At 62.2% G+C, this 22687-nt stretch carries 23 protein-coding genes; 12 read left to right on the top strand and 11 right to left on the bottom strand.

Annotated features, from left to right (window positions below):
• Positions 1-55: 55 nt before the first annotated feature.
• Positions 56-1030: an NAD(P)H-quinone oxidoreductase gene (locus K1X12_RS03505; protein WP_220986249.1), complete on the top strand. Its 975-nt coding sequence runs from the start codon at positions 56-58 to the stop codon at positions 1028-1030.
• 138 nt (positions 1031-1168) lie between these two features.
• A complete protein-coding gene (locus K1X12_RS03500; protein WP_220986248.1) occupies positions 1169-1840 on the top strand; it encodes a DUF1013 domain-containing protein in 672 nt (223 codons plus the stop codon).
• A gap of 68 nt (positions 1841-1908) precedes the next feature.
• Here the strand turns inward: K1X12_RS03500 and K1X12_RS03495 are convergent, their stop codons facing one another.
• From K1X12_RS03495 to K1X12_RS03485, 3 genes are read right to left on the bottom strand one after another with little or no spacing between them, the layout of a single operon-like run.
• A complete protein-coding gene (locus tag K1X12_RS03495; RefSeq protein WP_220986247.1) occupies positions 1909-2445 on the bottom strand; it encodes a Smr/MutS family protein in 537 nt (178 codons plus the stop codon).
• Positions 2446-2450: 5 nt separating this feature from the next.
• Positions 2451-3695: a murein transglycosylase A gene (gene mltA, locus K1X12_RS03490; RefSeq protein WP_220986246.1), complete on the bottom strand. Its 1245-nt coding sequence runs from the start codon at positions 3693-3695 to the stop codon at positions 2451-2453.
• A 48-nt stretch (positions 3696-3743) separates the two neighbouring features.
• Positions 3744-4358 (bottom strand): Tim44/TimA family putative adaptor protein, encoded by a 615-nt coding sequence (locus K1X12_RS03485; protein ID WP_220986245.1) that lies wholly within the window; start codon positions 4356-4358, stop codon positions 3744-3746.
• Between the two features lie 145 nt (positions 4359-4503).
• Here K1X12_RS03485 and secB point away from each other — a divergent pair, with 145 nt between their 5' ends.
• The gene (secB, locus tag K1X12_RS03480) at positions 4504-5007 is read left to right on the top strand and encodes a protein-export chaperone SecB (RefSeq protein ID WP_220986244.1); all 504 of its coding nucleotides are present in this window, start codon (positions 4504-4506) and stop codon (positions 5005-5007) included.
• An 18-nt stretch (positions 5008-5025) separates the two neighbouring features.
• Here the strand turns inward: secB and dnaQ are convergent, their stop codons facing one another.
• The 5 genes from dnaQ to K1X12_RS03455 are packed head-to-tail and all read right to left on the bottom strand — an operon-like array spanning position 5026 to position 8570.
• Positions 5026-5724: a DNA polymerase III subunit epsilon gene (dnaQ, locus tag K1X12_RS03475; RefSeq protein WP_220986243.1), complete on the bottom strand. Its 699-nt coding sequence runs from the start codon at positions 5722-5724 to the stop codon at positions 5026-5028.
• Positions 5721-6329 carry a dephospho-CoA kinase gene (coaE, locus tag K1X12_RS03470; protein WP_220986242.1) on the bottom strand — a complete coding sequence of 203 codons (609 nt, stop codon included), beginning with the start codon at positions 6327-6329 and terminating at the stop codon, positions 5721-5723. Before coaE ends, dnaQ begins: the two co-directional genes overlap by 4 nt.
• Positions 6326-7138 (bottom strand): shikimate dehydrogenase, encoded by an 813-nt coding sequence (gene aroE / locus K1X12_RS03465; protein ID WP_220986241.1) that lies wholly within the window; start codon positions 7136-7138, stop codon positions 6326-6328. Before aroE ends, coaE begins: the two co-directional genes overlap by 4 nt.
• Positions 7135-7731 carry a Maf family protein gene (locus K1X12_RS03460; RefSeq protein WP_220986240.1) on the bottom strand — a complete coding sequence of 199 codons (597 nt, stop codon included), beginning with the start codon at positions 7729-7731 and terminating at the stop codon, positions 7135-7137. Before K1X12_RS03460 ends, aroE begins: the two co-directional genes overlap by 4 nt.
• A complete protein-coding gene (locus tag K1X12_RS03455) occupies positions 7728-8570 on the bottom strand; it encodes a pyruvate, water dikinase regulatory protein (RefSeq protein WP_220986239.1) in 843 nt (280 codons plus the stop codon). Before K1X12_RS03455 ends, K1X12_RS03460 begins: the two co-directional genes overlap by 4 nt.
• A 342-nt stretch (positions 8571-8912) precedes the next feature.
• Between K1X12_RS03455 and hemE the strand changes: the two genes are divergently transcribed.
• The 9 genes from hemE (at position 8913) to K1X12_RS03410 (ending at position 18584) form a co-directional block, all read left to right on the top strand.
• Positions 8913-9947, top strand: a complete 1035-nt coding sequence (gene hemE / locus K1X12_RS03450; protein WP_220986238.1) for a uroporphyrinogen decarboxylase — start codon at positions 8913-8915, stop codon at positions 9945-9947.
• Between the two features lie 14 nt (positions 9948-9961).
• Complete coding sequence (gene hemH, locus K1X12_RS03445) at positions 9962-11035, top strand: ferrochelatase (protein ID WP_220986237.1); 1074 nt, start codon at positions 9962-9964, stop codon at positions 11033-11035.
• Between the two features lie 13 nt (positions 11036-11048).
• Positions 11049-11492, top strand: a complete 444-nt coding sequence (locus K1X12_RS03440; protein ID WP_220986236.1) for a CopD family protein — start codon at positions 11049-11051, stop codon at positions 11490-11492.
• A 145-nt stretch (positions 11493-11637) separates the two neighbouring features.
• Positions 11638-12927 (top strand): transcription termination factor Rho, encoded by a 1290-nt coding sequence (rho, locus tag K1X12_RS03435; RefSeq protein ID WP_369426052.1) that lies wholly within the window; start codon positions 11638-11640, stop codon positions 12925-12927.
• A 13-nt stretch (positions 12928-12940) separates the two neighbouring features.
• A complete protein-coding gene (mnmE, locus tag K1X12_RS03430; protein WP_220986235.1) occupies positions 12941-14266 on the top strand; it encodes a tRNA uridine-5-carboxymethylaminomethyl(34) synthesis GTPase MnmE in 1326 nt (441 codons plus the stop codon).
• Positions 14267-14330: 64 nt separating this feature from the next.
• Positions 14331-16196 (top strand): tRNA uridine-5-carboxymethylaminomethyl(34) synthesis enzyme MnmG, encoded by a 1866-nt coding sequence (mnmG, locus tag K1X12_RS03425; protein WP_220986234.1) that lies wholly within the window; start codon positions 14331-14333, stop codon positions 16194-16196.
• A 3-nt stretch (positions 16197-16199) separates the two neighbouring features.
• The gene (rsmG, locus tag K1X12_RS03420; protein WP_220986233.1) at positions 16200-16823 is read left to right on the top strand and encodes a 16S rRNA (guanine(527)-N(7))-methyltransferase RsmG; all 624 of its coding nucleotides are present in this window, start codon (positions 16200-16202) and stop codon (positions 16821-16823) included.
• Entirely contained in the window at positions 16816-17622 is an 807-nt protein-coding gene (locus tag K1X12_RS03415) for a ParA family protein (RefSeq protein WP_220986232.1), read from the top strand. Before rsmG ends, K1X12_RS03415 begins: the two co-directional genes overlap by 8 nt.
• Positions 17619-18584, top strand: coding sequence for a ParB/RepB/Spo0J family partition protein (locus K1X12_RS03410; RefSeq protein WP_220986231.1), 966 nt, complete (start codon positions 17619-17621; stop codon positions 18582-18584). The genes K1X12_RS03415 and K1X12_RS03410 overlap by 4 nt, the downstream gene beginning before the upstream one ends.
• Before the next feature lie 8 nt (positions 18585-18592).
• On the opposite strand, the gene holA is transcribed toward K1X12_RS03410, so the two are convergent.
• From holA to leuS, 3 genes are read right to left on the bottom strand one after another with little or no spacing between them, the layout of a single operon-like run.
• Entirely contained in the window at positions 18593-19624 is a 1032-nt protein-coding gene (holA, locus tag K1X12_RS03405; protein ID WP_220986230.1) for a DNA polymerase III subunit delta, read from the bottom strand.
• The gene (locus K1X12_RS03400) at positions 19624-20097 is read right to left on the bottom strand and encodes a hypothetical protein (RefSeq protein WP_220986229.1); all 474 of its coding nucleotides are present in this window, start codon (positions 20095-20097) and stop codon (positions 19624-19626) included. Before K1X12_RS03400 ends, holA begins: the two co-directional genes overlap by 1 nt.
• Positions 20094-22661, bottom strand: a complete 2568-nt coding sequence (gene leuS / locus K1X12_RS03395; RefSeq protein ID WP_220986228.1) for a leucine--tRNA ligase — start codon at positions 22659-22661, stop codon at positions 20094-20096. The genes K1X12_RS03400 and leuS overlap by 4 nt, the downstream gene beginning before the upstream one ends.
• Between the last annotated feature and the right edge of the window lie 26 nt (positions 22662-22687).

The following is a 22687-nucleotide window of genomic DNA, read 5'->3' as shown; positions in this document are numbered from 1 at the left end:
GAAAGCCGGGCTAGAAGCGACTCCGAGTAAGAAAAGCCTGCATGAGGAACCGCCGATGACCGCAAAGATGACCGCCGCCCATGCCGAAACCGGCCAGCCGCTGGCGCTGGTGGAGATGGACCGGCCAGAGCCCGGCCCCGGCGAAGTGTTGATCGAAGTGGCCGCTGCCGGCCTTAACCGGGCAGACCTTGCCCAGCGCGCGGGCCGCTATCCGCCGCCGCCGGGCGCCTCCCCTATTCTCGGGCTTGAAGTGTCCGGCGTCGTTGCGGGCCTCGGGCCGGGCGCAGGCCGGTTCAAGACCGGTGACCGGGTATGTGCCCTGCTCGCAGGCGGGGGCTATGCCAGCCATGTGGTGGTCGATGAAGGCTCCCTCCTGCCGGTGCCAGATAATATCGACATCGTGACGGCGGCCTGTTTCCCCGAAGCGCTGATGACGGCCTGGGCAAATGTGTTCGACCGGGCGGGCCTGAAGCCGGGCGAAACCTTCCTCTGTCATGGCGCAACCAGCGGCATCGGCGTGATGGCGATCCAGATGGCGAAGGTCTATGGCGCCTCGAAAATCTTCGGCACGGCGGGATCGGCGGAAAAATGCGCCCTTGCCCGCGACCTGGGCGCCGACATTGCCATCAATTACCGCGAAGAAGACTTCGAGAAGGTGGTGAAGGAAGCCGGCGGCGCCGATGTGACGCTCGACATGGTGGGCGGCGAGTATGTGCAGAAGAATATCGGCGCGGCGCGGGCTGATGGGCGCATCATCAACATTGCCTATCAGAACGGCATGAGCGTGACCGTGAATTTCGGTCTCGTGCTGATGAAACGCCTGTCGCTGATGGCGACTACCCTGCGGGCACGGCCCGTGCCTGAGAAATCCCGCATTCGCGCCGCTGTCGAAAAGGATTTCTGGCCGCATGTGGCCAGCGGGAAGATCCGCGCCGTGCTCGATACGACCTACCCGCTGAGTGAAGCCGAAACCGCCCTTGCGCATATGGAAAAGGGCGGCCATTCGGGGAAAATCCTGCTGACGGTCTAGGCCGCTTCCCTTGAGCCCGCATTTGGCTTATATGGGGCTTCAAGGTTCACAGTTTGCCTGAAACCTTTCTCCCGCCCGGCACGCAAGTGTCGGGCGGCTGCATTTCAGGCACCCAACATAATGACAGGGAGTTCCCCCATGGCCGATGTCCTGATGCCCCGCGCCACCGCCGTCTGGCTGCTCGACAATACGACCCTGACATTCGCGCAGATCGCGAAGTTCTGTGGTCTGCACCATCTCGAAGTGAAGGGCATCGCCGATGGCGACGTTGCCGAGAACATGCGCGGCGTCGACCCGATTGCCGGGGGCATGCTCTCGCGCGAAGAAATCGCCAAGGGCGAGGAAAACCCGGACTACGACCTGCAGGTGGCGAAATCCAAGATCGCCCACATTCCGCAGCCCAAGCGCAAGGGCAGCCGCTACACGCCGGTTATCCGCCGCCAGGACAAGCCGGACGCCGTGGCCTGGTTCATCCGCAACCACCCGGAAGTGACCGATGCGCAGATCATCAAGCTGATCGGCACCACCAAGACAACGATCAACAATGTGCGCGACAAGTCTCACTGGAATGCCCAGAACATCCGCCCTGTCGACCCGGTGACGCTGGGCCTGTGCAGCCAGATCGAGCTGGACGAAGTGATCGCCAAGGCATCTGACCGCCGCCGCAAGATGGAAGCTGAAAAGATCGCCCGCGGCGAAGGCCCCGGCCTCGTTCCGACCCGCGACAATGCCGGCGATTATGAAGAAGAAGCCGAAGACACCTTCAAGAAGGACATCTCGGCAGACGACGTGTTCCGCGACTTCGACTAGGCGTCGCGTCCTGAATCCAGGATATGATGAGGCCGGCTTCCATCAGGGGCCGGCCTTTTTCCTGCGGCCTAGTCCATCCGCCTCAGGAAGACATAAAAAGCGCCAGAGCCCCCATGCTTGGGATGGGATTCGGCAAAGCCGGAGACGAGCGCGCGTGCTTCGGGGCTCTCCAGCCACATCAGGAAATTGCGGCGCAGGACGCCCTGCCCTTCCCGGCCCTTGCCGGTGATGACGAGGACGCAGCGCGCGCCGTCCGCCTGCTGAGAAAGCAGGAAAGCGGGCAATGCGCGCGACGCGCTGATTTGCGTGTGACCGTGAAGATCGAAACTGGCAGCGATGTCCAACTTGCCCCGGCGTACGCGCTTTTCAGCGCCGCGATTGGCGGGCGGCACGGGTAGCTTCGGTGCAGGACTGGGCTCTGCTGGCGGCGGAGGCGCCGCTTTCTTCCGCGCCGTCTTTTTCTCCGCGCGCAGTTCCGCCTCGCCCGCCTCCAGCGCGGCCTGAAATTCCGGCAACGAAGATTCCTTCGGCCCGATGGGCTTTATGGTGGACGCGACCCTTGCCCAGGCGCGCGCTTCTTCTTCGCTGAGACGGCGGTGTTTCATCGAGGTCAGCCTGCCCGCGAGGCCGGCTCCAGCGCAGCGGAGGGACCATTGCTATAGAGCCGCTCGGCGACCTTCCGGGGAAGGAGCACCCAGAGCCGGCCAGGCGCATTCATCGTTCCGGCGCGCTGGCCAGCCTCGAAACCTGTGCCGAAATAAATGTCGCCGCGCACCGGACCCTTGATGGCCCCGCCGGTATCCTGCGCGATGAGGAGACCGGACCATTCCCCGCCAAGGCCGGGTGCAGTAGTCTGCACAAACATCGGTACACCGAGGGCATGGATAGAAGGGTCCACGGCCATGGAACCGAACGGCGTGAGCGGCACATTATGTGCGCCGTTCGGGCCGAGGCCGGGATCGCCTTCCGGCAAGGCCTGGAAGAAAACAAAGCGGGGATTTATATTCATCGCGCGGCGCACGTCATCGGCAGAGGCGCGGTCCATCCAGGCGCGGATGCCCTGCATCGAGCCTTCCGAGCGCGTGATGCGGCCCGTTTCGATCAGCCAGTTGGCGACAGATTTGAATGGCTGGCCATTATGTGCGGCATAGGCTGCGCGCATGGTGTGGCCATCTGGAAAAATGAGCCGACCGGAGCCCTGCACCTGAAGGAAGAACACATCCGACGGATGCGCCCAGCCGATCACCGGCGCAGTGATGCTGGAGGTAATGTCTGCCCGCGGAGGATAGGGCCGCGTTGTGCCATTCGGCAGGCGCTGAAGCGGAGAACCTCCATTCGCCACGAAATCGGACGGCAGGGCAAGAACCGGCTCTGTAAAGCCCGGCTCGGGCGTGCGGCGGGCCTCATACATCGGCTCGAAATAGCCGGTGAAACGCGGCTTTGCCTGCGGGTCGACAATCTCTACCGGGACAAAAAGGGATTCGAACACCCGCCGGGCGGCGGTTTCATCGAGCGGGCCGGAGAGCGAGGCGCAGGCGGGCGCCCAGTCCTGCGCGGTTCCGGCCCAGGGCGCGCTTTGGGAAAGCGGCGCATCCCAGGCGCGGCGGGTGAACCGGTCGCAGGTACGCCGGAAGGCTTCGAGCGGCGGCGCAAGCGTTGCCGCCGACCAGCCGGGCAGATCGAGGTAACTCGCCGGTGTGGAGGCAGGCAGCGGGGTGACAATGCCGGGAATCTGGCCGCCCGTGGCGGGGCCAGGTCCAGTTCCGCCAGCAGGCGGCGTGACAGGGTGCGGGGCCGTCTGGCAGGCTGCCAGCGCGATCGCAGCGAGAAGGATCGGAGCAATATGGCGGAGCATCCGCCGCTTATGCCGCGAAACCCGTTAACATGTCACCTGAGGGTTATGTCAGGCTGCAACATCCACATCATCCAGCAGCCAGTTCGGGTCGCCGGAATGCACATCGCGCATGAACGTCCAGATTTCGCGCGCAATGCGCGTGGTTTCGCCATCGCCCAGCTCGGCCTCATAACGGACCATGACCCGGGCGATGCTGCCATCCAGCTCAGCGCGCTCGATCTCCGCGCGCTTGATACGCAGCAGTTCGAACGGGCGGGCGCCGCTGGCATCGCGCTCAGCGATGGCGGCATCCCAGGCCTCGTAGACATCATCATCCAGCAACGGGCGCAGGGCATTGCGATCCCCGCGCGCATAAGCAGCAACGATCATCTGGTAGGCGGCCTTGGCGCCGCGCATGAAATCCTCGGTCCGGAATTCCGGATCGGCATTATAGATGTCTTCAAGACCGCCCGCTGCAGGGCCGGTGAAGATCGGGCGCTCATTATCTACACGGCGCGGCTGCGGCGACGGGGCTTCAGACGGCGCCTGACGCTTGTCCGCCTGTGGTGCTGGCCGCTGCATCGGGCCTTCATCCCCGCCCCGGCCGAGCGCGGAATAAAGACGCCACAAAACAAACAGGGCGACAGCCGCAAGTATCAGCACTTCAATCAGCGGGTTGGACATGTTGGCGGCGAATTCCTTTAGTAGATAACAGGCAAATACGAAGTCAGCGGCAGACATAGTGCCGGAAACGGCACCTTGCCAGCCCATGCGTTGCACCAATGCGGGCTGCATGCTAGGCGCGAAGCCCAAACTTCAGAGGTGGATAATGACAGATACGAGCGCGCCCGGAAACCCCACAGCCGGTGAGCGGACCGCCAATCCGCCGAGCCTTCGCGTGCTTGGCCAATATGTAAAGGATCTCTCCTTCGAGAATCCGGGCCATCCGCCAGTCCAGACCCAGCCGAATATCGATCTTGGCATTGATGTCGGCGCAGCGCCCCATGCAGACGGCAATGGCCTGTTCGAAGTCTCGCTGAAGCTTTCGGCCAAAGCATCGTCGGGTGAAACTGTCCTGTTTATCTCCGAGCTCGACTATGCTGGCCTCTTCCAGCTTCAGAACGTGCCGGAAGGTCAAGTTGAAGCCATGCTGCTGATCGAATGCCCGCGCCTTCTCTTCCCGTTCGCGCGCCGTATCATCGCAGAGATCACGCGCGAAGGCGGTTTCCCGCCCCTGCTGATCGATCCGGTCGACTTTGTTGCACTTTACCAGGCACAATACCGTCGCGCCGCCGAGCAGCGCGCTGCGAATGGAGACGGCGGCAACGCCTGATCCCGACGGCCTGATTTTTCAGGATTGAATGGATTTCCAGAGCGCGTTCGGCCCGAGCTTTTCGATCAAGGCTAAATGGGCGGCGCGCTCTTCTTCCGTTACCAGGCTTCCCAGCGGCGAAGGCCGCTGCGCAGCTGCCGGGCGTTTGGCATTCAGGTCGATTGCCGGCTCAAACGAAAACGCCCGCGCGCGGCCCCCGAGCAATTCCAGATAGACCCCGGCCAGCAGCTGGCTATCGAGCAGAGCGCCGTGAAACGTGCGGCTTTCCAGTGAAATATCGAACCGTTTGCACAATGCGTCGAGGCTGGCGGGTGCACCGGGATAACGCTTGCGCGCAATCTGCACCGTATCGACCCAGCGATCTTCGGGAATGATGTCCCGACCGCAGCGCTTCAGTTCCATATTCAGGAAGCCGCGGTCGAAGCTGGCATTGTGCGCCACGATGGTCGCATCGCCCAGGAATTCCAGGAAGCTGTCGATCACATCGGGATCTTCGAACGGGGGCTTGTCCTTCAGATGCTCGTCCGTGATGCCGGTGATCCGGATCGTCGCTTCGGAAACCGCCATGCCCGGATTGATCAGGCGGCGGAAGGTGCGCCCGGTGGTGATGTGATTGATCATCTCCACGGCACCGATCTCGATGATCCGGTCGCCCTCATTCGGATTGAGGCCGGTGGTTTCAGTATCGAAGGCAATTTCCCGGACGCGCTCGTTCATTCTGTCTCTCCTGAAGCGGTTCGCTTCATCAGGGCAATGATGGCGTGGACATGGTCGCGTGCAAAGTCAAAACCGTGGGCTGTCGACAGGATAAAGTCTGCGCGGGCGCGTTTGTCGGCGTCCGGCATCTGGCGCGCCAGTATGGCTTCGAACGCCTCTTCCGTCATGCCGGGGCGGGCGAGCACCCGCGCGCGCTGCACTTCCGGCGGCGCTGAAACGACGAGCGTGTAAGTGCAGTGCCGGTTGCCGCCGGTTTCAAACAGCAGCGGAATATCGAGAACCGCGAAGGCAGCCCCCTGCTCTTTTGCGGTCCGCCGGAAATCAAGCTGTGCTTCCCCAGCAAGGGGATGCACGATGCCTTCGAGGCGCTTCATTGCCTCTGCATCATCCAGGACGCGGGTGCGCAGTTTTTGCCGGTCGATCGCGCCCTGATGCGTGACCCCGGGAAACGCAGCTTCAATGGGGGCAACCGCCGCGCCGCCTTCTGCATAGAGGGCGTGAACAGCCGCGTCGGCATCATACACGGGCACACCGGCATCGCGGAACAGGCCAGCCGTGGCCGATTTTCCCATGCCAATGGAACCGGTCAGCCCAAGGATAATCATGACGTTGCCTCCACAAGTTTGCGGCACCGGTCATGCGCTTCGGCCATATCCGGCAGCACACCGAACCAATGCTGGAAGCTGATGGCTGCCTGCGCGACAAGCATGCCGAGCCCATCGAGCGCGCGCCAGTCTTTTGCCTTGGCTTCGGCAAGTGCCGCCGCCGCGCCCTTGCCATAACTGATATCGTAAAAAATGCCGCCGGTTGATTGGGGCAACTCCAGCTTTCCGCCCGAATGCCCAAGGCTGAGCGTGTTTACGACAAGTGCTGCCGAAGACAGCTGCTTCACGCCGTCTTCCAGCGAGAGCACCCGCGCGCCGGGTGCAAGATCATGTGCCAGCGCTTCCGCGCGCTCCACTGTCCGGTTACAGATTGTCAGGCGCGCGCCGCGTGAATGCAGCACCGACGCGACCGCGCGCGCAGATCCTCCGGCCCCGAGGAGGAAGACCGGACGGTCTTTTACTTCAATCTCGCCATAGTCGAGCGTTAGCTCAAAGCCAGGCGCGTCCGTATTGTCTGCCATCCAGCCGGTGTCGCGGAACACCATGAAGTTCACCGCGCCGAGGCGCCGGGCCATATCGCTGACCGAGGAAGCGAGCCGCAGCGCTTCTTCTTTATGTGGCAAGGTGATGTTGACGCCGATCACCCCCTGTCGGGCAAGCGATTGCAGACCGGGCGCGAGTTCGCCAGCCTTGATCTCGAAAGCGGAATACACCGCATCGATCTGATGGGCGCGCAGCCAGCCATTATGAATGAAGGGAGACAGGGAGTGGGCAACAGGATCGCCCACAACACCAAGGAGATGTGTCATGTAGGAAGCACTTTCCGGATACGGAGGTAGTCCAGAAGCGGCAGCAAAGGCAGGCCGAGGATGGAGAAATAATCTCCCTCGATCCGCGTAAACAGCTGCGCACCCAGACCCTCGAGCTGGTAAGCCCCCACAGTCGAGAGAAGCGCCTCGCCGCATGTCGAAACATAGGTCTCGATATACTCTTCGGTCAGCGGGCGCATGGTCAGTTTCGGTCTGGCAAGGTGGCGCCATATCGGGGCGCCGTCCTCACAGATCACGATGGCGGTTTCAAGTATGTGCGTCTTCCCGGAAAGCCGGCGCAGATGGTCTTTCGCGCCGTCGAGATCGGCCGGCTTGTCGAAAGCCTCATCGCCCAGGGCAAGCATCTGGTCGCCGCCGATCACCAGCCCGCTGCGCTTTGCCGAAACGCGCATGGCTTTGAGCTCGGCAAGCTGCATGGCCTGCTCGCGCACGGGCAACTTGTTGGCGCGCATTGTCAGGCGGAAGGATTCCTCATCCACATTCGGCGCGGCGCTCTCGGCTTCAACGCCTGCGGCGGCCAGCAAGGCGCGGCGGCTCTTGCTGGTTGAGGCCAGCGTCAGGGCAACGCTCATGAATGCCCCCAGCGCTCGTGCAACATGTTGAGAATACCGGCAGCCGTTTCCTCGACCGAGCGACGGGAGACATCAATCGTCTTCCAGCCATTGCGCTGGAACAGGCGGTTGGCCTGGGTAATCTCGTCGCGCACGGCTTCTTCGTCGGCGTATTCGGTGATCTCATCCTGATTGAGCGAGATGAGGCGCTGCCGTCGGATCTGCACGAGGCGCTCGGCGGAAATCTTGAGACCGACAACCAGCGGGCCTTTGTCCCCCATCTTCTCCAGGAAGTCGGGTATCTGCACGCCGGGCACGAGCGGGATGTTCCCTGCCCTTACCTTCCGGTTTGCCAGATACACGCAAGTCGGTGTTTTGGAAGTGCGGCTGACACCGAGCAGAATAACATCGGCGCCGATCAGGCTGTCGACATTCTGGCCATCGTCATGCGCGAGAGTGAAGTTGATCGCTTCCATCCGCTCGAAATAATCTTCATCCAGCGCGTGCTGCCCGGCCACCCGGTTGTTCGGCGCAACCCCCAGATGGCGGCTGAGCATGGCGATCGACGGGTCAAGCACCGGCAGCGTCGGGATGCTCCGCTCACGGCAAAACGCTTCCAGTTTGGAGCGCAAGGCGCCGTCGGAGATGGTATACCAGACGACGCCGGGCGCCGACTCGATCTCGCGCATCACGCGGTCGAGCTGGCGTTCGGAGCGCACGAGGTAGTAGTTGTGTTCCAGCGGCTGCACGTTCTCGAACTGGGCACAGGCCGCGCGCTGGATGGCGTTGAGCGTCTCGCCCGTACTGTCGGAAACGAGATGCACATTGAAATAGATACTGGGGCGTTGGGGCTGGGTCACGATAGCTCTCTTGCCGGGCCGGGAGCGATTTCACAAGGGGTGTGACTCGTGTGTGGAATTCCAAATCCCCCACAGCGATTCACAGGCGACTCACAATTGCAGGATTCTCACCTCCGGAGAGTCACGGTGCGTTCACGTCTGTGATTCCAACACGGACGTTTACACCCTGTTAACCATTGACTCATCTCGACTTTAAAACGTCAAAGCGTCGCGGACCAATCTGTGAGTCCCCTGTGGATTTGGCGGGATAACTCTTTAACAGACAGGTTATCCCTGAATCCCGCAGGGTTATAATCATAAGCGCCCTGACGGGCATTTAGTTGGTGAAGAGAAGGGGTCTGCGTGGCGAGCGCTGTTAAGAAATTGCTGGCGGTACTGTCAGGCGAGGCTGTGAAGCCACCACCGGTATGGATGATGCGCCAGGCTGGCCGACATCTTCCGGAATATCTGGAGACAAGATCTCGGGCGAAGGACTTCCTCGACTTCTGCTACAGCCCGACCCTTGCCACCGAAGCGACGCTTCAGCCGATCCGCCGCTACGGCATGGATGGCGCGATCCTGTTCGCAGACATCCTCCTCATTCTGGATGCGATGGGTCTGAAAGTGACTTTCGAGAAGGGTGAAGGCCCTCTGGTCGAGCAGATTTCTGCTCCTTCAGACCTTGCCCGCGTCAGCCCCCAGAAGGCGGCAGACCGACTGGCTCCGGTCTATGAAACCGTTTCTCGGGTCAAAGCCGGGCTTCCGAAGGAAACGACGCTCATCGGCTTTGCCGGGTCTCCCTGGACCGTCAGCCTTTATGCCGTCGAAGGCCGCGGCAAGACCGACAAGTCTACGGCCTGGCGCTGGGCTCATGGCCGCCCCGATGATCTCGCCGCCGTGATGGATCAGATCTCCGAAGCGACCGCGCACTATCTTGCCCATCAGGTCGAGGCGGGCGCTGAAGCGCTGATGCTGTTCGACAGTTGGGCCGAAGGCCTGCCGGATAACATCTTCCGCGAAGTCATCATCGCCCCGACGAAGAAGCTCGTCGCCCGGCTGCGGGAGATGGGCATCACGGTTCCGATCATTGGCTTCCCGCGCGGCGCCGGCGTCATGCTTCCCGAATATGTTCGCGAAACGGGGGTGACTGCGGTTGGCCTCGATACGGCCGCTTCCCCGGTGTTCGTGAATGCCAGTCTTCCGGAAGGCTTACCGGTTCAGGGGCATCTTGATCCTCTGCTCCTTATTGAAGGGGGCGGGCGACTTGACGCACGGGTTCGCGAATTGCTGGACGCTTATGCTGGTCGACCCCATATCTTCAATCTCGGCCATGGCGTCCGCCCCGAGACCCCGATCGCGCATGTCGAGCGTGTGTTGGACCTGATCAGAAACGGATAGAAGTGAGAGCCGAAATGGGCCGCCGGATCGCTGTTGTGCTTTTCAATCTGGGTGGCCCGGATACCGGCGACGATGTTCAGCCCTTCCTGAAAAACTTATTCCGTGATCCGGCCATCATCCGGGCACCGCTTCCTATCAGATGGTTGGTTGCGCGGATAATTTCTTCCCGCCGAGCGCCGGTTGTGAAGCAAAATTATGCCATGATGGATGCTGGCGGCGGTTCCCCCCTGCTTCCCGAAACGAGGTTGCAGGCTGAGGCGCTTGAAGCTGAGCTCGCCCGCGCCGTGCCCGGCGATGAAGTGCGCTGTTTCATTGCCATGCGCTACTGGCACCCCTTCACGGAAGAGGCCGCCGAAGAGGTGAAGAAATGGGGCGCTGATGAAGTCGTGCTCCTGCCGCTTTATCCGCAGTTTTCTACCACAACGACGGGCTCATCCCTCACCGCCTGGAACAAGGCTTACAAAAAGCCCTGCCGCACAGTCTGTTGCTATCCCTTCGAAGAGAACTTTGTTTCGGCCCATGTCGATCAGATCATGAAGGCCTGGGAAAAAGCCGGTAAACCCGAGAACGTCTCTCTCCTCCTTTCTGCCCACGGCCTGCCGGAAAGCGTCATCAAGGCAGGCGATCCCTATCAGTGGCAGTGCGAAGCGATGGCGGAAATGATCGCTGGCCGCGTGCCGCCCGATTGGGAAGTCAGCGTTTGCTACCAGTCCCGCGTCGGACCGATGAAATGGATCGGCCCACCGACGGAAGAGGAAGTGGCCCGCCTGGCCGAGGCTCGCCGCAACATCCTGATTGCGCCCATCGCGTTCGTGTCCGAGCATATCGAAACGCTGGTCGAGCTGGGTGAGGAATACCGCCTGGTTGCCGAGAAACATGGCGCGCCGAGCTATACCCGTGTTGAAGCGCTGGGCACGCATCCCGATTTTATCCGCACGATTTCCGGCGAAGTGCTCCAGGCGCTAGGCATGAAAGAACAGGTTCGCTCCTGCGCGGGCGGGCGCCTCTGCCCTTCCGGCTGGGGCGGTTGCCCGCATGCCGAAGTCAAACAGACGGCCGGCAAGCGGATGACAGCAACGGCCAGCTAAGAGGAAAACGGCGATGGATCTCTACAACTGGCTGAAAGCCGGGCACGTCATTTTTGTCGTCGCTCTGATGGGCGGGCTGCTGGTTTATCCGCGCTACAAGATCCACCAACTTTCCAGTGCGCCGGGGGAAGCGCTGTTCGAAACGATGAAAGACGCGTCCCATCGCCTGAAGAACATCATCCTCAATCCCAGCCTCATTCTGGTCTGGGTGTTCGGACTTGGAATGGTCTTTGTCGACTGGCAGCGCGGTGGCCAGATCTACCTGGCCGGATGGTTTCATGCCAAATTCCTGCTGGTCCTGATCATCTCCGGCCTGCACGGTTATTTTATTGGCCTGGGCAAGAAGGTCGACCGTGTGACCGGCACCGTTCAGGCCAAGACCCTCCGGATGATGAACGAGGTGCCTTTTCTCCTGCTGATCGGCATTGCGATCCTTGTGATCGTGAAACCCTTCTGACATTTCTGCCGCCACAATCGCTTGACGGCTGGCGGATTTCTGACAGATAACGCGCTTGCCGGTTCGCCAAGTCCTTTGGCGCCCGCGATGTTTTTTCGCCCGGCCCCTCCCCTTTTGCGTTTCCCACTACCGGAACCCAGCCCGAATGGCCTCCACGATGCTCGACAATCTTACCAGCGTGACTCTGCGTGAACTCAAGGCAAAGTCGCCAGAAGAACTCCTCGCCTATGCCGAGGAGCTGGAGATTGAGAACGCCTCCTCGATGCGGACGCAGGACATGTTGTTCGCGATCCTCAAGGAGCTGGCCGACAGCGAAGTGGAAATCACCGGCCAGGGCGTGCTCGAAGTGCTCACCGATGGTTTCGGTTTCCTGCGCTCGCCGGAATCCAACTACCTCCCCGGCCCGGACGATATCTATGTCAGCCCGGAAGTTCTGAAGAAGGCGAACATCCGCACAGGCGACACGGTCGAAGGCCCGATCGTCGCCCCGCAGGATAATGAGCGCTACTTCGCCTTGACCGATGTCAGCCGTATAAATTTCGAGGAACCGGACAAGGCCAACAAGAAGGTCCACTTCGACAACCTCACCCCCCTCTATCCGGAAAAGCGCCTCAAGATGGAGAGCCGCGATCCGACCAAGAAGGATCGTTCGGGCCGCGTCATCGATATCGTTGCCCCAATCGGCAAGGGCCAGCGCGCGCTGATCGTTGCTCCGCCGCGGACCGGTAAAACCGTTCTGATGCAGAACATCGCCGCCGCCATCGAAGAGAACCATCCCGAATGCTACCTGATCGTTCTGCTGATCGACGAGCGTCCGGAAGAAGTGACCGACATGCGCCGCACGGTGAAGGGCGAGGTTGTCGCCTCGACCTTTGATGAGCCGGCCACCCGTCACGTCCAGGTCGCTGAAATGGTCATCGAAAAGGCCAAGCGCCTTGTCGAACACAAGCGCGATGTTGTGATCCTGCTCGACTCGATCACCCGCCTCGGCCGCGCCTACAACACGACTGTTCCTTCCTCCGGCAAGGTTCTCACCGGGGGTGTGGATGCCAACGCCCTTCAGCGCCCGAAGCGTTTCTTCGGCGCCGCGCGGAATGTCGAAAATGGCGGCTCGCTGACGATCGTCGCCACCGCACTGATCGATACCGGCAGCCGGATGGACGAAGTTATCTTCGAAGAATTCAAAGGCACGGGTAACTCCGAGGTGGTCCTTGACCGGAAGATTGCCGACAAGCGCACCTTCCCGGCCATCGACATCATGAAGTCCGGCACGCGGAAAGAGGAACTCATCACCCCGCAGGATCAGCTGGCGAAGATCTATATCCTCCGCCGCATCCTCGGTCCGATGGGCACGACGGACGCCGTTGAATTCCTGCTCGACAAGTTGAAGCAAACGAAGACGAACGACGAATTCTTCGAAGCGATGAAGAACTAGGGAGCCAGGCGCGATGGGCGCGCAAGACACAATCTGCGCGCTCGCCTCTGGCCCTCCCCCTTCGGCCATTGCCATCATCCGGATTTCCGGTCCCGCCGTAGCCGGCATCGGCAAGGTGTTTCTGTCCTCGGGCCTGCCCGCGCCCAAGCGCGCCGCGCTGACATATATATATGACTCCGCCGGCGAGCAGATCGACCAGGGCATCGCCCTCTTCGCCCCCGGCCCCAATTCCTATACCGGCGAAGACACTCTGGAACTTTACCTGCATGGCGGCCCCGCGGTCATCGATCATGCGCTCCGTGCGCTGACCTCTGTATCCGGAGTACGTCTGGCCGAGCCGGGAGAGTTCACGCGCCGCGCCTTTGAAAATGGTAAACTGGATCTTACCGAGGCAGAGGGTGTCGCCGACATCATCGAAGCGGAAACCGCCTCGCAGAAAGCCCAGGCCCTTCGCCAACTCGGCGGCGGCCTCACTGAAATCTATGACGCTTGGCGCGAGGAACTGACCGGCGCGCTCGCCCTCGTTGAAGTGATGATAGACTTCCCCGATGAGGGAGACGTTCCCGAAGACACCCTTCGCCCGATCCTCTCGCGGCTGGACAAGGTCATCGCTGAAATCGAATCCGGGCTAGGTGATCGGGGCGTAGGCGAACGCATCCGCGACGGGTTCCGCATTGCCATCGTCGGGCCGCCCAACGCAGGCAAGTCTTCGATTCTTAACCGCCTTGCCCGGCGCGAAGCGGCCATCGTCACCGACATTGCGGGCACCACGCGCGACGTGGTCGAAGTCCGCCTCGTCCTCGGCGGCCAGGTCGTTTGGATTGCCGACACGGCTGGCCTGCGTGAAACCGACGATGTGGTTGAAGCCGAAGGTGTGCGCCGCGCGCGCCGCGCCGCCGCCGAAGCCGATCTTCGTATCCACGTCATCGACGGGGAAAACCCCTCCCCTCCCCCGGGGCCTATCGAAGCGCAGGATATTGTCGTCTTCAACAAGGCTGATGTCCGCCCGGCCATTCTGGCGCCCGACGGCGCGCTTCCCATTTCAGCGGCGAGCGGCGACGGTATAGAAAAGCTCGAATCCCGGATCGCTGGCTTCGTCTCTCAACGCGCCGCCTCGGTCGAAGCCCCGGTCATCACCCGCGCCCGCCATCGCGAAAAACTGGTTGCGGGTCGTGAGAGCCTCAAGGCGGCCCACGCCGCTTTGCGTGATGACATTGGCGCCGAACTCGCCGCCGAAGACATCCGCATGGCGCTTCGCCAGCTCTCCTCCGTCATCGGCCGGATCGATGTCGAGGATGTCCTGGGCGCGGTCTTCTCCCAATTCTGCATCGGAAAATGACCCCTAGGGTTTGAAGGCTCGCGGCGTTATATAGCCGCCTCAAGCAGCACTTAAGGGTTGGTTAATGCCGGACTTCCCGGACTTCGACGTTATTGTCATTGGCGGCGGTCATGCCGGTTGCGAAGCTGCGGCTGCGGCGGCCCGCTTTGGCGCGCGCACGGCCCTCATCACCCACAAGCGATCGACGATTGGCGAGATGAGCTGCAACCCGGCGATCGGCGGTCTCGGCAAAGGCCACCTCGTCCGCGAGATCGATGCGCTCGATGGCGTCATGGGCCGGATGGCGGATAAGGCCGGCATCCAGTACCGGATGCTGAACCGCTCCAAAGGCCCCGCCGTCTGGGGTCCCCGCTCGCAGATCGACCGGAAACTCTACCGCGAAGCGATGCAGGCCGAGCTGGGCGACTATCCAAACCTCACCCTCATTGAAGACGGCGCCGAAGACCTGATCGTCGAAGACGGCGCCGTGCGCGGTGTGGTCGGCCTGTCGGGCAATCGCTATGGCGCGGCGAAGGTCGTCATCACCACCGGCACCTTCCTCAAGGGCGTTATCCATATCGGCGCCAAGCGCATCCCGGCGGGCCGGGTTGGCGAAGCGCCGTCCATCGGTCTTTCGGACCGGCTCTATAATCTCGGCCTCCCGATGGGCCGCCTCAAGACCGGCACCCCGGCCCGGCTCGATGGCCGCACCATCCATTGGGATCGGCTCGAGATGCAGCCTGCCGATGACGCGCCGATCCCGTTCTCTTTCCTCAATTCGGAAATCACCGTTCCGCAGGTCCAATGTGGCATCACTTGGACGACACCGGAAACCCATTCGATCATCGAAGAACACATGAACGAGTCGGCGGTCTATTCCGGTGCCATCTCCGGACGCGGCCCGCGCTACTGCCCCTCGATCGAGGACAAGGTGAATCGCTTTGGCGACCGCGACCGCCACCAGGTCTTTCTCGAGCCTGAAGGCCTCGACGATCACACCGTCTATCCGAATGGCATCTCCACCTCGCTTCCCGAAGAGGTCCAGGAGAAGTTCATCCGCACGATCCCTGGCCTGGAAGATGTCGTCATCCTCCAGCATGCCTATGCGATCGAATATGACTATGTTGACCCGCGCGCGCTCAGCCCGGCGCTTGAAGTGAAAGTCCAGCCCGGCCTTTATCTCGCTGGCCAGATCAATGGCACAACCGGTTACGAAGAAGCTGGCGCCCAAGGTCTGATGGCGGGCCTCAACGCCGCGCGCGCCGCCGCCGGAAAAGACCCGGTCATCTTCGACCGCGCCGAAGCCTATATCGGTGTCCTGATCGACGACCTCGTGACCCGTGGCGTCACCGAGCCCTATCGGATGTTCACCTCGCGCGCCGAATACCGGCTAGCGCTTCGGGCGGACAATGCCGACCAGCGCCTCACACAAAAAGGGATCGATGTCGGGGTCGTGGGTGAGAAACGGTCCGCGATGTTTCACGTGAAACATTCGGAACTGGAATCGGCCCGGAATCGTCTCAAAGCCCTCAATCTCAGTCCGGCGGCTGCCGCGAAGAATGGGTGGACGGTGAACCAGGATGGCCGCGTCCGGTCCGGCTGGGAATATCTCTCTTACAAGGACATCGGCTTTGCCGAACTCCGCGCCGTCTGGCCGGAGCTGTCCGATGTTCCGGAGTCCATTGCATCGCAGATCGAGATTGAAGCGCTCTACGCCGCCTATCTGGATCGCCAGGCCGAAGACGTTGCCGCGCTCCGCCGTGATGAGGCGCTGACCATTCCGCCTGATCTTGATTATGATTCCATCGGAAGCCTCTCGAATGAGGTGCGCCAGAAACTCAAAGCGGTCAGACCGGGCACACTTGGTCAGGCCGCGCGTATTGAAGGTGTAACGCCGGGCGCGCTGACGGCGCTACTCGGCCATGTCCGCCGTGTCCGGAAAGCCGGGTGAAAGATGACCGAACGCGAAGACCGCGCGGCCTTCCTGGCCGCCAATGATGTTTCACGTGAAACATTGGACCGGCTGGACCGGATCATTTCCGAACTCGATGTCTGGCGGCAGAAGTCGAATCTTATCGGTCCGAAAGAATGGCCACAGATCTGGACGCGCCATGTCGGCGACTCCTGGCAGCTCCTCGATCATCTTCCGGAAGCGGCCCGCGTAGTTGATCTCGGATCGGGCGCCGGCTTTCCCGGTTTGATCATCGCGGCGGCGCGGCCCGGCGGTCATGTGACGATGATGGAAAGTGTCGGCAAGAAATGCGTCTTCCTGCGCGCGGCCATCGAAGCGGCTGGTTTGAACGCCTCTGTCTATCAGGGCCGGATCGAAGCGGCGCCTCCAATCAAGGCCGATTATGTCACCGCCCGGGCCTTTGCACCGATGCCACAACTTCTGGAATACGCATCGCCCTGGCTCCGGAAAGGCGCGACGGGGGTTTTCCCGAAGGGCGAACGCTGGAAAGAGGAATTGACTGAAGCCCGCCAAAGATGGAATTTCGCTTATGAAGCGATTCCAAGTCGCAGTGGTGGGTCAGGCGTCATCTTGATTGTCAGGGAGGTCGCACGTCGTCATGACTAGGCCCAGAATTTTCGCCGTGGTGAATCAGAAAGGCGGGGTCGGCAAGACCACGACTTCGATCAATCTCGGAACCGCGCTCGCTGCCGTTGGTCGCCGCGTCCTCATCATCGATTTCGATGCCCAGGGCAACGCCTCGACCGGCCTGGGCATTTCACGTGCCGAGCGTCTGATGACGTCCTACGATCTGGTGGTCGACCGGATCCCGCTCGAAGAAGCGGTGCTCTCGACCATCGTTCCGCGGCTCGACATTGTGCCCGGCGATGAGAACCTCTCGGGTGTCGAAACGGAGCTCGCCGGGGATTCCCGCCGGTCATACCGTTTGCGTGAATCCATCCACTCCTATGTCGACCGGGTCGAACAGGGCGGACTGGTGAAGTATGACTATGTGCTGATCGATTGCCCGCCATCGCTGTCTGCGCTCACGGTCAATGCGATGACTGCGGCCGATGCGCTGCTCGTTCCGCTCCAGTGCGAGTTCCTTGCCCTGGAAGGTCTGACCCAGCTCCTGCGCACGGTCGAGGTTGTCCGCTCCGGCCTCAATCCGACGCTCGAAATCCAGGGCGTCGTGCTCACCATGTATGACCGGCGCAACAGCCTGTCCGATCAGGTCGCCAATGAGGTCCGGGCCTTCTTCGGCTCAAAGGTCTACAACACGGTCATCCCGCGCAATGTCCGCCTGTCGGAAGCCCCGTCCTTCGGCAAGCCTGCGCTCCTTTATGATTATCGTTGCCCAGGCAGCGAGGCGTATATCCGCCTTGCTTCCGAAGTGTTGCAGCGTGAAAAGGCGAGGGCGGCATGAGCGATCCGGCTGAAGACAATCGCGGACGCCCGAGCCGTCTTGGCCGGGGCCTTTCGGCCCTGATCGGTGAAGTCGAAGCGATGAATACCCGGCCTGCGACCCAGGCGCCGGCCACGCAATCTGACGCGCCGGCGCAGCAGCCGCCTCCCGCAGACCGGCCCAATGAGATCGCGATCGACCTTATCCGGCGAAATCCGGCCCAGCCCCGTCGAACCTTCTCGGAGGAAAACCTTCGGGAACTTGCCGACTCGCTGAAGGCCAAAGGTGTGCTTCAGGCGATCCTCGTTCGTCCCGATCCGAAGGATGAGGGCAAGTTCCAGATCATCGCCGGCGAACGCCGCTGGCGCGCGGCCCGCATGGCGGGCCTCACCCATATTCCGGCCATCGTTCGCAGTGTGGACGAACTCGAGCTTCTCGAGATCGGCATCATTGAAAACGTCCAGCGATCCGACCTCAATGCGATTGAAGAGGCCGAGGCTTATGACGCGTTGATGAAGCGCTTCGGCAAGACGCAGGAAAGCCTCGCGGCAAGTGTTGGGAAGAGCCGCGCCCACATCGCCAATACGCTTCGCCTTCTGCAGCTGCCCGACAGCGCCCGCGCGCATGTCCGGGACGGGCGCATCAGTGCCGGTCACGCCCGCGCCGCGCTCGGCGCGCCGGATCCGGAAGCCCTCGTTGAGCTTGCGGTGGAGAAGGGGCTCAGCGTTCGTGAGGTTGAGGCCCGCGCCCGCGAAGCCCGCGATGGCGGCCCGATTGAAACGAAGTCGATGCCCGGTTCAGCCGAGCCGATGAAAGACATCAACACCGAGGCCCTGGAAGCCGATATCAGCCGCACGCTCGGCCTTGATGTCGATATCCGTCACGGCCGCAATGGCGGCGAGATCCGGATCAAGTACCGGGATCTGGAACAGCTCGATGATGTCTGCAGGCGGCTCACCGCAAAACGCCGCGGACCGGAGTAAACGGTCCGTTAACGGACGGCTTCAGCAGCCTTTGCCAAATCGTTAATCAGTAGCCGGACGACGGGGTCACCGGACGGTCCGGCAACCTTCGTCTGGCGCTCGGCGTCGTGGATACGTTCCATTATGCGCATCAGGCGTTTGGCCGGCCATTTGCCCAGGCGCACGCGGAAGGCTGGCCATTCATTCGGCCAAATCGGCGGGCGCAGGTATTTTCCGGGATTGCCATCCCCGCCCGCGATCTTCTCGTGCGCGCTCAGCATCCGGAGTACTTCCATCTGAAGGGAGCGGAGAATGGAGATGCCGCTTGTTCCGTTTTCCGCCAGCTTGTCGAGCGCGTGATGCGCCTCACCGGGCCGCCCATCCAGCGCGGCATTGATCACGCCGGAAATCGCCTGCTTCACATCTGTTGCCGAAAGCGCGCGGATGTCTTCCAGCGTCAGGGGCCGGCCAAGGCCGCGTGCATAAAGCGCCAGCTTTTCGATTTCTGAATTGGCCAGCGCCCGGTTCCCCGGAAGGTCGCCCACGAAAGCATCGAGGGCAGGGGGGTCTATGACGGCGCCTTCGGCCAGCAGAGCCGTCTTCACCCGCCCGGCCACATCGGCTTCTTCCTCCGCGAAGAGTTGCAGGCAGGCGGCCCGCTTGGCGCTTTCAGCCGCGCCGCGAAGTTTGGATTTTGCCGGCAGGCTTCCCGCTTCGATGATCAGCTTGGCGGCAAAGCGCGCTGGGTCTTTGTCGCCGATCTCGATCGCTTCGATGATCAGGGCGGCGATCTTGTCCCCACTCGTGCGCAGGCGAACAGCGCGCGCATCTCCCAGGAGGGAGACCGCTTCGAGCGCATCGAAGAGGAGAGCCGGTTCCTTGCGGACGGCGTCATCGTCCAGCACGGTCACATCCATGCCGTGCTTTCCGCCCCAGCTGGCGATCAGCGACTGGCCGGCATCGAAGGCGAGGCCTTCATCTTCGCCGAAAGCCAGCACTGCCCAGACATCCGGATCAGGCCGCCGGGCGAAACCTTCCGCCGCGCGTCCCTTGTGCAGCATCAGCTTGTCGCGAATTTGAGGCGGATGTCGTCGGCGATCTCTTTCGCCAGCATCCGCATCGCCCGGTCGCGGGCATCGGTCTGGGCGGCAATATCGCCATAGGGCGAATCCGGAACGAGAAAGCCGGTCTCAACTTCCCGCCGCCCGTTCACATTCGTAGTCTCGCCTTCGAGCTTGTAAGAGCCCGTCGCCAGAATGCCCGAGCGGGACGCAGCGCCATCTGGGCGCAGGGCGAGACGGCTGAGATTGCTTTTCAGCTTGACCGTCAGGGTCACCTTCTCCGTCAGGCCCGGCACGCCAATGGCCAGTTCCTGCTGTAGCTCCCGGCGCAGCATATAGCCTTCGCGCCCCTCGATCGGGGCGACCGAGATCATTCCGGCCTCGGCAAAGTTTCCGCTCGCCGGCGCATAGACCGGCTGGAATCCGCAGGCGCCGAGGGCGACCAGCATCAGGGCAGGCAGGAAAAACTTCATGCGACCACGATATTCACAATCCGGCCGGGCACAACAATCGTTTTCTTCACGCTCTTGCCCTCGATAAACGGGGCGAGTTCGGGAAGCGCAATGGCGGCGGCTTCCACCGCGTCATTGGCCAGATCCTTGGCAACCGTGATCTCCCCGCGCCGCTTGCCGTTCACCTGAACAGCCAGCGTTACGGATTCGTCCGTCACGAGGCTGGGGTCGATTTCCGGCCAGGCGGCGACGGAGACGAGGCCCAGCTTGCCCATCCGCGCCCAGCACGCTTCGGCAAGGTGGGGCATGAACGGCGTCAGGCAGCGCGCGAGGAAGTCGGCGCCCTCGACACGCGCGCCGAGGGTTGCCGGGTCAGACTCGGCCTTCTTCAGCGTGTTCACCCATTCATGCACCGAAGCGATGGCAGAGTTGAACCGGAACTCTTCGATTGCCTTGTCGATGGTGGCGACCGCCTTGTGGCTCGCCTTGCGCAACGCGGTTGAGGCATCGTCCGCCGCGGGGGCAGGGAAGGGGCCTGCCTCGGGCAGGGCGTCGACGAAGGACCAGACGCGCTGGACAAACCGCGCAGCGCCTTCGGCCCCGGCCTGCGTCCACTCGACATCCCGCTCAGGCGGAGAGTCCGACAGCACGAACCAGCGCGCCACATCGGCACCATAAGTGGCGACGATCGCGTCGGGGTCGACCGTATTTTTCTTGGACTTCGACATCTTCTCGATGGCGCCGACCTTCACAGGCTGGCCCGTCGCAATCTCGATAACCTTGCCGTCCTTCCGCTCGACAGCGGAAGGTTCCAGCCACAATCCGCCTTCGGATTTGTAGGTCTCGTGTGTCACCATCCCTTGCGTGAAGAGGCCCGCGAACGGCTCGCCCGAAGGCAGGTCCAGCTCGCCGACATCGCGCATCGCGCGGGAGAAGAAGCGGGAATAGAGCAGGTGGAGAACCGCGTGTTCCACGCCGCCGATATATTGATCGACCGGCAGCCAGTAAGCGCGCTCTTCCGGATCGGAAATGCTGGCAAAGCGCGCATAATACCAGGAGCTGTCCACGAACGTGTCCAGCGTATCGGTCTCGCGCCGGGCCGGCTTGCCGCATTTCGGGCAGTTCACATGCTTCCAGCTCGGGTGGCGGTCCAGCGGATTGCCGGGCACGTCGAAGGTCACGTCATCGGGCAGGCGCACAGGAAGATCCGCCTCCGGAACGCCCACCACGCCGCAATCCTCGCAATGGATCACCGGGATCGGGCAGCCCCAATAGCGCTGGCGCGAAACACCCCAGTCGCGCAGGCGGTAGTTTACCTTGCCTTCGCCCTGGCCGGCGCTTTCGATCTTCGCAATCGCGGCGCGTTTGGCCTCGTCGATGGCGAGGCCGTCGAGGAAACCAGACTTATATATATGTCCGGGTCCGGTATAGGCTTCGGTGCCTACTTCAAACTTGGCCGCGTCGGCGTCGGGCGGCAGCACCACCGGGAACACGCCCAGGCCAAACTTGCGCGCAAAGTCGAGGTCGCGTTGGTCATGCGCGGGGCAGCCAAAAATGGCGCCCGTGCCATATCCCATCAGCACGAAGTTTGCGACCCAGACCGGAACCGTCCGTCCGGGCTCGAACGGATGGGCGACGGTCAGGCCGGTATCGAAGCCGAGCTTGTCGGCTTTTTCGATGGCTTCCTCGCTGGTGCCCACCTGCGCGCATTTCGCGCGGAAGGCTTTCAATTCTTCAGACGTCTCCGCCAGTTGGATCGTCAGCGGATGATCCGGAGACAGTGCGACAAAGCTCGCGCCAAACAGCGTATCGGGCCGCGTCGTGAAAACGGTGATGCCATCTTCAAAGCCGGCGGGCGCAGTGCCTTCAAAGGCGAAGGTCATCTCCAGCCCTTCAGACCGGCCAATCCAGTTGGCCTGCATCGTGCGGACCTTCTCTGGCCAGCGTTCCAGCTTCTGCACGGCGTCCAGCAGGTCGTCGGCATACGCCGTAATCTTGAAGAACCATTGGGTCAGCTGGCGCTGTTCCACCAGCGCGCCCGAGCGCCAGCCGCGCCCGTCGATCACCTGCTCGTTGGCGAGCACGGTGTTGTCCACAGGGTCCCAGTTCACCTTGGAGGCCTTGCGATAGACAAGGCCCCTTTCCATCAGCTTCAGGAACAATGCCTGCTGGGCGCCGTAATATTCCGGGTCGCAGGTCGCAAATTCGCGGCTCCAGTCCAGCGACAGGCCAAGCTTGCGGAACTGCGCCTTCATCGACTCGATGTTGGCATATGTCCATTTGCCGGGGTGGACCTTGCGTTCCATCGCGGCGTTTTCCGCCGGCATGCCGAACGCGTCCCATCCCATCGGGTGCAGAACGTTATATCCCTTGGCGCGGCGGTGACGGGCAACCACGTCGCCCATCGCATAGTTGCGCACATGGCCCATATGCAGGCGGCCGGAAGGGTAGGGGAACATCTCCAGCACGTAGGCTTTCGGCGCGCCGGGCGCGTCCTTCGGCGCCTTGGTCCGGAAAATGTCGTCTTTTTCCCAGGCTTCACGCCAACGGGGTTCCGCGCTCTGCGGATCATAACGGGTGGCCATCCGCGGCTCCCTTGAATGCAATAGGG

Source organism: Hyphomonas sediminis, assembly GCF_019679475.1.
GTDB lineage: Bacteria > Pseudomonadota > Alphaproteobacteria > Caulobacterales > Hyphomonadaceae > Hyphomonas > Hyphomonas sediminis.
Note: the sequence above shows the minus strand (reverse complement) of the source record. Positions and strands in the feature narration are given on the sequence as shown.

Excerpts from the sequence above, each read along its gene's own strand:
- K1X12_RS03505 (WP_220986249.1), top strand. The coding sequence starts at position 56 with ATGACCGCAAAGATGACCGCCGCCCATGCCGAAACCGGCCAGCCGCTG.
- K1X12_RS03500 (WP_220986248.1), top strand. The coding sequence starts at position 1,169 with ATGGCCGATGTCCTGATGCCCCGCGCCACCGCCGTCTGGCTGCTCGAC.
- K1X12_RS03495 (WP_220986247.1), bottom strand. The coding sequence starts at position 2,445 with ATGAAACACCGCCGTCTCAGCGAAGAAGAAGCGCGCGCCTGGGCAAGG.
- mltA (WP_220986246.1), bottom strand. The coding sequence starts at position 3,695 with ATGCTCCGCCATATTGCTCCGATCCTTCTCGCTGCGATCGCGCTGGCA.
- K1X12_RS03485 (WP_220986245.1), bottom strand. The coding sequence starts at position 4,358 with ATGTCCAACCCGCTGATTGAAGTGCTGATACTTGCGGCTGTCGCCCTG.
- secB (WP_220986244.1), top strand. The coding sequence starts at position 4,504 with ATGACAGATACGAGCGCGCCCGGAAACCCCACAGCCGGTGAGCGGACC.
- dnaQ (WP_220986243.1), bottom strand. The coding sequence starts at position 5,724 with ATGAACGAGCGCGTCCGGGAAATTGCCTTCGATACTGAAACCACCGGC.
- coaE (WP_220986242.1), bottom strand. The coding sequence starts at position 6,329 with ATGATTATCCTTGGGCTGACCGGTTCCATTGGCATGGGAAAATCGGCC.
- aroE (WP_220986241.1), bottom strand. The coding sequence starts at position 7,138 with ATGACACATCTCCTTGGTGTTGTGGGCGATCCTGTTGCCCACTCCCTG.
- K1X12_RS03460 (WP_220986240.1), bottom strand. The coding sequence starts at position 7,731 with ATGAGCGTTGCCCTGACGCTGGCCTCAACCAGCAAGAGCCGCCGCGCC.
- hemH (WP_220986237.1), top strand. The coding sequence starts at position 9,962 with ATGGGCCGCCGGATCGCTGTTGTGCTTTTCAATCTGGGTGGCCCGGAT.
- K1X12_RS03440 (WP_220986236.1), top strand. The coding sequence starts at position 11,049 with ATGGATCTCTACAACTGGCTGAAAGCCGGGCACGTCATTTTTGTCGTC.
- rho (WP_369426052.1), top strand. The coding sequence starts at position 11,638 with ATGGCCTCCACGATGCTCGACAATCTTACCAGCGTGACTCTGCGTGAA.
- mnmE (WP_220986235.1), top strand. The coding sequence starts at position 12,941 with ATGGGCGCGCAAGACACAATCTGCGCGCTCGCCTCTGGCCCTCCCCCT.
- mnmG (WP_220986234.1), top strand. The coding sequence starts at position 14,331 with ATGCCGGACTTCCCGGACTTCGACGTTATTGTCATTGGCGGCGGTCAT.
- rsmG (WP_220986233.1), top strand. The coding sequence starts at position 16,200 with ATGACCGAACGCGAAGACCGCGCGGCCTTCCTGGCCGCCAATGATGTT.
- K1X12_RS03415 (WP_220986232.1), top strand. The coding sequence starts at position 16,816 with ATGACTAGGCCCAGAATTTTCGCCGTGGTGAATCAGAAAGGCGGGGTC.
- K1X12_RS03410 (WP_220986231.1), top strand. The coding sequence starts at position 17,619 with ATGAGCGATCCGGCTGAAGACAATCGCGGACGCCCGAGCCGTCTTGGC.
- holA (WP_220986230.1), bottom strand. The coding sequence starts at position 19,624 with ATGCTGCACAAGGGACGCGCGGCGGAAGGTTTCGCCCGGCGGCCTGAT.
- K1X12_RS03400 (WP_220986229.1), bottom strand. The coding sequence starts at position 20,097 with ATGAAGTTTTTCCTGCCTGCCCTGATGCTGGTCGCCCTCGGCGCCTGC.
- leuS (WP_220986228.1), bottom strand. The coding sequence starts at position 22,661 with ATGGCCACCCGTTATGATCCGCAGAGCGCGGAACCCCGTTGGCGTGAA.